Below are 11,139 nucleotides of genomic sequence, written 5' to 3' on the forward strand. Positions count from 1 at the left end.
GGTGGGGTGATGGGTGGTGTGGCGTGCGCGGGCGGGGTGATGGCCGAGAACACCAGGGTCGTGGCGACCGCGATGAGACCCCCCACCCGGCGCAGACGCCGTGTCCGCGTCCGAGCCATGGTTCGAGTTCCCCTCCTCGAGTCGACGCACGACGGCGGTGCCGGGTGCGTCACCCGCAGCCTCTCGTGCGGCGTGAAGTGTCACAAGGTGGCCCGCGGGGGTGGAATCGGCCATAAAGGGGCGCACTGGGGGGCTCCAAGGCGCCGGTCAGGGCATCCGGGCGAACCGGGCCGGGCGATCCGATCGTCCGGCGCGGCGACCGGAGCGTCCGGAGGGGCGCGGGAAGCCCCGCCGAGGGCCGAAGTACGGGCCCGGCCGCGGCAGCCTCCAGCAAGTCCGGCACCGACGCCGGTACCGTCATCAAAGACGTTGACGCACACTGCCGTGCGCCACTCCTCACGCACGCCGAGGTGGAATGTGAAGGCGATCCGTCGATTCACTGTCCGACCCCTTCTCCCCGAACCCCTCCGGCCGCTCAGTGACCTCGCGCGCAATCTGCGCTGGTCATGGCATGCGGAAACCCGCGAACTCTTCCGCTCCGTCGACCCCGAACACTGGGCGGCCGCGGGCGGCGACCCCGTACGGCTGCTGGGCGGCGTACGCGCCGCACGCCTCCAGGAACTGGCCGAGGACCACCAGTTCCTGACCCGGCTGACCGCCGCGGCCGACGATCTGAACGACTACATGACCGGCGAGCGCTGGTATCAGGCGCAGTCCGCCGAGCTGCCCGCCGCCATCGCCTACTTCTCCCCGGAGTTCGGCGTCACGGCCGCCCTGCCCCAGTACTCCGGCGGTCTGGGCATCCTCGCCGGCGACCACCTGAAGGCGGCCAGTGACCTGGGCGTCCCCCTCATCGGGGTCGGGCTGCTCTACCGGCACGGCTACTTCCGCCAGACCCTCTCCCGCGAGGGCTGGCAGCAGGAGCACTATCCCGTCCTCGACCCCAACGAACTGCCGGTCAGCCAGCTCAAGGAGGACGACGGCACCCCCGCCCAGGTCTCCCTCGCCCTCCCCGGCGGAAAACAGCTCCACGCCCGCATCTGGCTGGCCCAGGTCGGCCGCGTCCCGCTGCTGATGCTCGACTCCGACGTCGAGGACAACGACGTCGGCGAACGCGGGGTGACCGACCGGCTCTACGGCGGCGGCAGCGAACACCGCCTCCTCCAGGAGATGCTGCTCGGCATAGGAGGTGTCCGGGCGGTACGCACTTACTGCCGGCTCACCGGGCACGCCCCGCCCGAGGTCTTCCACACCAACGAGGGGCACGCCGGATTCCTCGGCCTGGAGCGGATCGCCGAACTGTGCGACGGCGGACTCGACTTCGACTCGGCCCTCGAAGCGGTCCGCGCCGGGACCGTCTTCACCACCCACACCCCCGTCCCGGCCGGCATCGACCGCTTCGACCGCGAACTCGTCGCCCGGCACTTCGGTCCCGGCGCCGAACTCCCGCGCATCGACGTCGGCCGCATCCTGGGCCTCGGCATGGAGACCTATCCGGGCGGCGAGGCCAACCTCTTCAACATGGCGGTGATGGGCCTGCGCCTCGCCCAGCGCGCCAACGGCGTCTCACTCCTGCACGGCCAGGTCAGCCGGGAGATGTTCGCCGGCCTGTGGCCCGGCTTCGACGCCGAGGAAGTCCCGATCACCTCCGTCACCAACGGCGTGCACGCCCCCACCTGGGTCGCCCCCGAGGTGCTGCGCCTCGGCGCCATGCAGATCGGCGACCAGCGCGCCGAGGACGCCCTCAGCGTCGGCGGCTCCGACCGCTGGGACTCCGTCGCCGACATCGCCGACCAGGACATCTGGAACCTCCGCCGCGACCTGCGCGAACAACTCGTCATGGAGGTACGGCAGCGACTGCGGGCCTCCTGGCGGCAACGCGGCGCGGGCACGGCCGAGCTGGGCTGGATCGACGGCGTCCTCGACCCCGACGTCCTCACCATCGGATTCGCGCGCCGCGTCCCGTCGTACAAGCGGCTGACACTGATGCTCCGCGACCGCGACCGCCTGATGGACCTCCTCCTGCATCCGGACCGTCCGATCCAGATCGTGGTGGCGGGCAAGGCGCACCCGGCGGACGACGGCGGCAAGAGGCTCGTCCAGGAACTGGTGCGCTTCGCCGACGACCCGCGCGTGCGTCACCGCATCGTCTTCCTCCCCGACTACGGCATGGCGATGGCGCAGAAGCTGTACCCCGGCTGCGACATCTGGCTCAACAATCCGCTGCGCCCGCTGGAGGCCTGCGGCACCTCCGGAATGAAGGCGGCGCTCAACGGCTGCCTCAACCTCTCCGTCCTGGACGGCTGGTGGGACGAGTGGTTCAAGCCCGACTTCGGCTGGGCCATCCCCACCGCTGACGGCTCCGGCACCGACGCCGACCACCGCGACGACATCGAGGCGGCGGCGCTCTACGACCTGCTCGAACAGCGCGTCACCCCGCGCTTCTACGAGCACGGCAGGCAGGGACTGCCCGACCGCTGGATCGAGATGGTCCGCCAGACCATCACCCTCCTCGGCCCGAAGGTGCTGGCCGGCCGCATGGTCCGCGAGTACGTCGAACGCCTCTACACCCCGGCGGCCCAGGCCCACCGCGCCCTCGACCCCGACACGGCCCGCGACCTCGCCGCCTGGAAGGCGAAGGTGCGCGCCGCCTGGCGCACCGTCACCGTCGACCACGTCGAGACCTCCGCGGCCACCCCGACCGCCGAACTCGGCACGACCCTCGCCCTGCGCGTCCGCCTGCGCCTCGGCGACCTCACCCCCGACGACGTCGAGGTCCAGGCCGTCTCGGGCCGAGTCGACGCGGAGGACCGCATCACGGACGGCACGACGGCCCCCCTGAAACCGGCGGGCGGCCCCGACCTGGAAGGCCGCTGGGTCTACGAGGGCCCCCTCTCCCTCGACCGCACCGGCCCCTACGGCTACACGGTCCGCATCCTCCCGGACCATCCGCTGCTCGCCTCGGGGGCGGAGTTGGGGCTGGTGGCGGGACCTTCGGAGGAACTGGCTGAGGGGGCGGGGGTGTTGATGCGGTAGGGATGAGTACGTCGCCGGGGCTTGGGGGTGAGCCCCGGCGACGTACGGCAGGCGCACTGCGGACCATTGCGGCGCGAATGCACAGGACGCTGTGTGACGCCAGAATGCGGATATTTCGCGGCTATGCGAAGACAGCCCCGCTCACGCCGGGTGACTACACGCTGGCGTGGACGATGAACGACAACGGCGTGGCCACCTTCAGCGGCGCCGGTGTCCCGCTGGCGGCGATGAAGGTGTCCGCCGTCAACGTCCCGCCCTACCTCACCGGCGAGGCACCCGCCAGCGGCGCCGTCGTCAGCACCCTCACCCCGACGCTGTGGGCGTCCGGCGCGGACCGCGACCGCTATCCCAAGGCGTTGCAGTACCAGTTCGAGGTCTGCGAGGTGGAGGGCAAGGACACCCGCAAGAACTGCAAGACGGGCCCTCGGGTGTCCTCCCAGCAGTGGGCGGTCACCAGCGGCTGGCTGTCCTGGTCGAAGACCTACGCCTGGTACGGGTACGCCTACGACGGCAGTTCCACCTCCACGCGCCCGGGCCCGTCGCTGCTGACGACGCAGGTGCCGCAGCCCGCGATCACCAGCCACCTCGGCGGTTCCGACAGTGGACGCAGCTTCGGCGAGCGGTCCGGGAACTACGCGACCTCGGCCACGGACGCCGCGATGCCCACCGTCGGCCCCGAGCTGTCCGTGACGCGGACTTACAACTCGCAGGATCCGAGGCAGGAGAACGCCTTCGGCGCGGGCTGGGCGACGCGCTGGGACATGCGCGCCACCGCAGAGAGCACCGGCAGTGTCGTGCTCACCCTGGCCGCAGGCAACCAGGTCCGCTTCGGAAAGAACGCGGACGGCAGCTACGCCGCGCCGTCCGGCTCGGCCGGCGTCCTCAAAGCCGAGAGCGGGGGCGGCTGGACCCTGCGCGACGGGGCCGCGGCCCTCTACACCTTCAGCGCCGCCGGCCTGCTCACCAAGATCACCGATGGGCACGGCCGGGCGCAGGAACTCACCTACACCGACGGCAGGCTCACGCAAGCCAAGGACAAGCTGTCGGGCCGCACCCTGACGTTCACCTGGTCCGGCGGGCATGTGAAGGCGGCGGAGACGAACGCGTCGGCCGGTACGGGTACGGGCCTGAAGTGGGCCTACACCTACGACGGTGACCGGCTGGTAAAGGTCTGCCCGCCGCAGTCGTCGACCGCGTGCACCGTCTACACCTACGAGAGTGGCAGCCTGTACCGCAGCACGGTGCTGGATGACGGCCCGTCGGCGTACTGGCGGCTGAACGAGGCCGACGGCGAGAGCGCGGCGAGCGAGGCCGTGTCCGGCACCGGTCTGAACGAGGCCCTGTACCGCGATGTCGCGCGCGGCGCGGCGGGCGCGACGGCGGGCACCGGCAACAAGGCCGGTTCCTTCGACGGCACCGATTCCCATCTCGCCCTGCCGGACGACGCGCTCGGCTCCTCGCCGTTCGCGTCGGTGGAGCTGTGGTTCCAGACCACCAGGCCCGGCGTGCTGCTGTCCCAGGCGAACGAGCGCCTGGAGGACGTCGACCCGACGGTCAGCCAGTCCACCCCCCTGCTCTACGTGGGCACGGACGGAAAACTCCGCGGCCAGTTCTACTACCCCGGCACCACCTGGACACCGCTGACCTCCACCGGGGCGGTCAACGACGGAGCCTGGCACCACGTCGTGCTCTCCGGCGCGGGCACCGCGCAGACCCTGTACCTCGACGGCACGGCGATCGGTTCGAAGACCGGCGTCATCGACCACCTCGAACAGCGTTTCATCTACGCAGGCCTCGGCTGGACCACCGTGCCCTGGGTAGGCATCGACAAGACCGACCAGCTCGGCCACTTCACCGGCGCCATCGACGAGGTCGCCGTCTACGGCCACACCGTCGACGCGAACACGGTGGCCGACCACTACGCGGCCAGGACGGCCGTCTCCCGGATCACCAAGGTCACGCTGCCCTCGGGACGCGTCAGCGCCGAGGTGACGTACGACTTCGACACGGAGCGCGTCACTCAGGCCAGGGACGACAACGGCGGCGTGTGGAAGGTCTCCGCGCCCTCCTACTCGGCCGGTTCCGCCGCCTACAGCGACAGCGTGCGCGCCTCCGGGCCCAGCGAGTACTGGCGTCTGGGCGACCGCCGGGGCACCAACGCGGCCACCGCTCTGCCGGAAGGGTCGGACGGCACCTACGGCGACAACGTCGCCCTGGGCACGTACGGCGCCTTCGCCGCAGGTGACGACACCGCCGGCGGCCTGAACGGCGACTCCTACCTCCAGGTCGCAGACTCCTCCCTCAGCGGCACTGCCCTGTCCGCGGAACTGTGGTTCCGCACCGACAAGCCCGGCATCCTGCTGACCGAGTCCAACACCGACATCAGCGAGGACGAGGTCCCCACCCACGCCACCCCCCTGCTCTACGTGGGCACCGACGGCAAACTGCGCGGCCAGTTCTACTCGGAGACGACCACCTGGACGCCCCCGGTCTCCAAGAACACCGTCAACGACAGCCAGTGGCACCACGCCGTCCTGACCGGCAACGGCACCACCTCCGCCCTCTACGTCGACGGCGTCCTCGCCGGCCAGGTCTCCGGCACGATCACCCACCTCGACCAGAGCCGGATCTTCCTCGGCAAGGGCCGCACCGGCTCCCGATGGGCAGCCCTGGACTCCACCGACCCGTGGGGCCACTTCAGCGGCGCCCTCGACGAGGTCGCCTTCTACCCCAAGGCTCTCAACGCCGCCGAGGTCGGCGCGCACTACCGCTCCCGCACCGCCATGGTCACCGGCGACGGCCCGCACTACCGGGGCGCGGTCACCGTCGACTCCCCGGCCGGCTACTGGCGCCTGGACGAGAGCAGTGGGACCACGGCCAACAGCCCGGTCGCCGCCCTCGACGGCGACGGCACCTACACGAACGCCACCCTCGGCGCCGACGGCGTCTTCGGCACCGGCGACAACACCGCCGTCACCTTCAACGGCAACGGGTACGCCGAGATACCCGGCGCCGTCCTGCGCGGATCGACCGACCTCGCCGTCGAGTTGTGGTTCAAGACCACCAAGGCCGGCGTCCTGATCGGTGACCAGTCCGCCCCCATGGCCCTAACCGCCACCGGCACCTACGCCCCCCTGCTGTACGTGGGCACCGACGGCAAACTCAACGGCAAGTTCTACTCACCCGGCCTCGGCGCCGCGAAGGTCGCCTCCGCCGACACCGTGACCGACGACCGGTGGCACCACGCCGTCGTCACCGCCACCGGCACCGCCCAGAGCCTCTACCTCGACGGAGTCCAGGCCGCCACCCTCACCGGCGCCGTCAACCACCAGTCCAACACCCGCACCTACATCGGCGCCGGCTTCGCCAAGAACTGGCCCGCCGCCCCCGCCGAGGTCAGCTACTTCACCGGCCAGATCGACGAAGTCGCCATCTACCAGAGCGGCTTGACCGCCGACCAGGTCGCCGAGCACTACCGCTCCCGCGAACACTCCGGCACCTCCGCCCTCGCCATGACGGTCACCGTCACCGACCCGGCGGGCGCCACCACCAGCACCACCTACGACGCCCTGCGCGGCCAGCGCCGCACCGCCTCCACCGACGCCGACCGCAACGTCACCACGTACGCCTACGACACCGGCGGCTACCTCCACACCGTCACCGACCCCAACGGCCACTCCACCGTCACCGGGCACGACACCCGAGGCAACGTCGTCTCCAGCACGACCTGCCGGGACGCGGGAGCCTGCGCCACCAGCTTCTCCTCCTACTACTTCAACGCCGACGACCCGCTCGACCCGCGCAACGGCAAACCCCTGACCCAGCGGGACGCACGGTCGACCAGCGCCAAGGACAACCGCTACCGCACCGAGTTCGCCTACAACGACCTCGGCCTGCCCACCACGGTGACGCGCGCCGACTCCTCGACCGCAACCACGCTGTACACGGCGGGCACCGAGGCCGCCGTCGGCGGTGGCACGACCCCTCCGGGCCTCGTGCTGACACAGACGACTCCGGGCGGCGCCAAGACGTCGTACCGCTATTACGCGAACGGCGACCTGGCCGAAGCGACCTCACCGTCCGGACTGGTGACCTCGTACAGCTACGACGGGCTGGGCCGTAGAACAGCGGAGAAGCAGGTGTCCGACACCCTCCCCGACGGTGTGACCACCTCCTACGCCTACGACGAGGCCTCACACGTCGTCACCGAGACCGGCGCCGGGGTGCGGAACGAGATCACCGGCGTCACCCACACGCCAGTCATCACGCGCAGCTACGACGAAGACGGTCATCTGCTGTCGGAATCGACGAAGGACACCACCGGCGGTGACGCCACACGCACAGCCACCCACCACTACGACGCCCGTGGCCTGAACGACTCCGTCACCGATGCCGAGCAGCACACCACGCTGCTGGAACACGACGAACTGGGCCGTGTCACCGGCATGACCGACGCCGCGGGCACGCACTTCACCTACACGTTCACCGCGCGCGGGCAGCACGCCACGACCGTTCTGGACGACTGGACCGGCGACCCGTCCGGCGCCATCCGGGACCTGACCGTGGTCTCCAACGCCTACGACCCGGCCGGCCGACTGGCCTCCACGACAGACGCCATGGGCGCCACGACCGCGCACACCTACTACAACGACGGTCTCGCCGCCGCCACGACCGCCAAGCAGGTCACTCAGGCCGACGGCAGCCGCCACGACATCGTGCTGGAAGCCAACACCTACGATCTGGCCGGCAATCCGACCAAGCAGGTCACCGGCGGCGGCTCGGCCACGCAGACCTTCACGGTGGACGCCCTGGGCCGCACCCTCACCAGCGTCTTCGACCCGGCCGGCCTGAACCGGACCGCCACTTACGTCTACGACGCCGACAACCGGGTGAAGGAACAGACCCAGACCATCTCCGGAACCAAGAAGCTCACCACAGCGGCCGAGTACGACGCAGCCGGAAACGTCACCAGGCAGACCGTCACGGACGGCGGCAGCACGCACGTCAGCACCAGCACCTACGACGACCGTGGCCTGCCGTTGACCAGCGTCAGCCCCCGCGGCAACGTGACCGGCGCCGACCCTGCCGCGTACACGACCACGTACCGCTACGACGCGCTGGGCCGCCCGGTTCAGCAGACCGCCCCGGCGGTGCAGACGGAGGAGAACGGCGCCGCAGCCACGACGGCAAGGCCGACCACCCGCACCGGCTACAACACCTTCGGCGAAGCCACCGACACTCAGGACGCTCGCGGCAAGGTGACCCGGTCCGAGGTCGACCAACTGGGCCGGACCACCGCGGTCACCCTGCCCGACTACACCCCGCCGGGCACCACCACCGCCCTCACGGCTACCGCACGCACCACTTACACGGCGCTCGGGCAGCCGCAGACGGCGACGGACCCCCTGGGCCGCGTCACCCGCTACGCCTACGACCAGTTCGGTCAACTGACGGTCCAGACGGACCCGGCACCCGACGCCGCTGCGGCGATGGCGGCGGAAACCGACTCCGACCTGCTCAACCCTACGAGCCCGGACGGCGGAGGCGTCACCCGCTCCACGTGGACCCCCACAGGCCTTCAGCTCTCGGTCACCGACCCGATGGGGGCGCGCACCGAGGCCACGTACGACGAGCTGGGCCGCCAGTTGACGACGACCGGGATCGAGCGCTACCCCAGCCAGGCCAACCTGGTCAGCCGCTACACCTGGGACGACGCGGGCAATCAGACCGCGTCGACGACACCGGCCGGCATCAGCACGACGAGCGCGTACAACCCGGCCGGTGAGCCGAAGACGGTGACAGACCTGGCCGGAACGACCAGGTTCGGCTACGACGGCCTGGGCCGCCAGACGGAGACGACGGACCCGACCAACCGCCGAACGACCGCGGCGTACGACGCCCTCGGCGACGTGACCGCGACCACCGACTACGGCACCGGCCCGACAGCACTGCGCACGGCGAGCGCCGAGTACGACGCGGAAGGCAACCGCACGGCGGCGACTTCTGCGGGCAGCAAGGCCCGATCCACCTACGCGTTCGACGCACTGGGCCGCGTGACGACCCAGATCGAGCCGACCACCGCGACTGCATCGATCACGACGTCACTCGGCTACGACGCTGCGGGCAACCTCACCCGGCTGACGGATGGACGCGGCAACAAGACCGTCTACACCTTCAACAGTTGGGGTTTGCAAGAGTCGACGATCGAACCTTCCACGCCCGCACACCCGGACCCGGCCGACCGTACCTGGACGACCGTCTACGACAAGGCCGGCCAGGCGGTGAAGGAACTCCTGCCCGGCGGAGTGCAGCGCGAGCGCACTTACGACGGCCTGGGCCGCCTGACGAGAGAGACGGGCACAGGCGCGGAGGCCGCGACGGCGACTCGCACCCTGGAGTACGACCTGACCGGGCGCATGACGGCGGCCGGCACCGCGGACGGCCTGACCCGGAACACGTACACGTACAACGACCGGGGCCAGCTCCTGACCGCCGACGGCCCGGGAGGCACCTCCCGTTACGCCTACAACGTCGACGGCAACATGACGCAACGCACCACCACGGCAGGCACCACCGACTACGGTTACGACGCCGCGGGCCGCATCGACGCGGTGTGGGACTCGATCACCGGCAACAACGTCCTGTACGACTTCGACGCCGCCGGACGTCCGAGCGTGGAGCAGTACGCCACCAAGCCGACCGGAACCACGGCGTACACGGTCACAGCCAAACGGACGTACGGCTACGACGACCTGGGCCGCCTCAACACCGACACGGTTGACTCGGCCGACGCCACGACGACCGCGGCCACGACGACTTACGGATACGACCTCGACAACAACCTGACATCCAAGACGACGACGGGCACGGCAGGCGCCGGCACCAACGCCTATGCCTACGACTACGCGAATCGCCTGACGTCATGGACGAAGAACGGAACCACGACGCCGTACGAGTGGGACGCCGCGGGGAACCGCACGAAGGCCGGCTCGACAATGGCGACCTTCGACGCGCAGAACCGTCAGCTGACCGACGGCGCGACGACATACACCTACTCGGCACGCGGGACCCTGTCTTCGGTCAACACCGGTAGTGGGAACGCTCGTTCGCTGACCTTCGACGCCTTCGAGCGGAAGATCACCGACGGTACGACCATGCACGCGTACGACTCCCTCGACCGCGTCCAGACCACCGGCACGACGACCTTCACCTACGACGGAGGCTCCAACAACCTCACCGGTGACGGCACGACCGCCTACAACCGCACCCCCGAGGGCGCACTCCTCTCCCTCTCCACCGGCACCACCAAGCAGTGGGCCCTGACCGACCAGCACACCGACCTGGTCGCGGGACTGACAGCGGACGGCAAGTCGGTCAGCGGCTCCACGTCGTACGACCCCTTCGGCAAGGAAACGGCGACCAACGGCTCGACACCGGCGGTCGGGTACCAGTCCGGCTGGACGGACCCGGCGAACGGGGACCTCAACATGGCGGCGAGGTGGTACCAGCCGGGGACGGGATCCTTCGGGTCGCGGGATACTTGGCAACTGGACCCGAATCCATCGGTACAGAGCAATCGCTACACCTACGGCAACGCCACCCCCCTGAACTCCACCGACCCTCTAGGGCACGAGACCAGGTTCGCCACCAGGGGGACGACAACCTCACGTCCAGCGTGGCACGGCACCAACTCCGGGGGGAACCGGTACTACGGTGCCCTCGCCACATATCGGATGCTCAGGAAACGAAGCCCCATGGGATACTTCGCGGGCCGAGCGATCGAGCATTTCCTGGACCGTCCCACCATTACCATCTTCCAGCCCCGGACCACCCCGAGGGAAGAAGCAGCGGGACAGCCTGCCGGCACGTCTTGGCTCGTCCAAACTTCACCCGGCCAAACTGCCAGTCCAGGCGCTCGCCCCAGCGCGGGATCAGGATCGGGGTCTAGTGTCCTGAGTCGTTAATTCGTGTGCAGTATGCGGCGAGGGTGTCGAGGATGTCGTCTGCGGTCTTCGTCCAGACGAACGGCTTGGGGTTCTTGTT

2 protein-coding genes are annotated in these 11,139 nt (G+C 70.0%); both read left to right on the forward strand.

The features are described 5' to 3' along the window. The first annotated feature begins 477 nt into the window (after nucleotides 1-477). Nucleotides 478-3,096: a glycosyltransferase family 1 protein gene (locus tag P1P75_RS34690; protein WP_319262993.1), complete on the forward strand. Its 2,619-nt coding sequence runs from the start codon at nucleotides 478-480 to the stop codon at nucleotides 3,094-3,096. Nucleotides 3,097-3,200: 104 nt separating this feature from the next. Further along, nucleotides 3,201-11,060 carry a LamG-like jellyroll fold domain-containing protein gene (locus P1P75_RS34695; protein ID WP_319262996.1) on the forward strand — a complete coding sequence of 2,620 codons (7,860 nt, stop codon included), beginning with the start codon at nucleotides 3,201-3,203 and terminating at the stop codon, nucleotides 11,058-11,060. Nucleotides 11,061-11,139 lie beyond the last annotated feature (79 nt).

It is taken from the genome of Streptomyces sp. ID05-39B (assembly GCF_033794725.1).
Taxonomy (GTDB): Bacteria; Actinomycetota; Actinomycetes; order Streptomycetales; family Streptomycetaceae; genus Streptomyces; species Streptomyces bobili.

Excerpts from the sequence above, each read along its gene's own strand:
- P1P75_RS34695 (WP_319262996.1), top strand. The coding sequence starts at position 3,201 with ATGCGGATATTTCGCGGCTATGCGAAGACAGCCCCGCTCACGCCGGGT.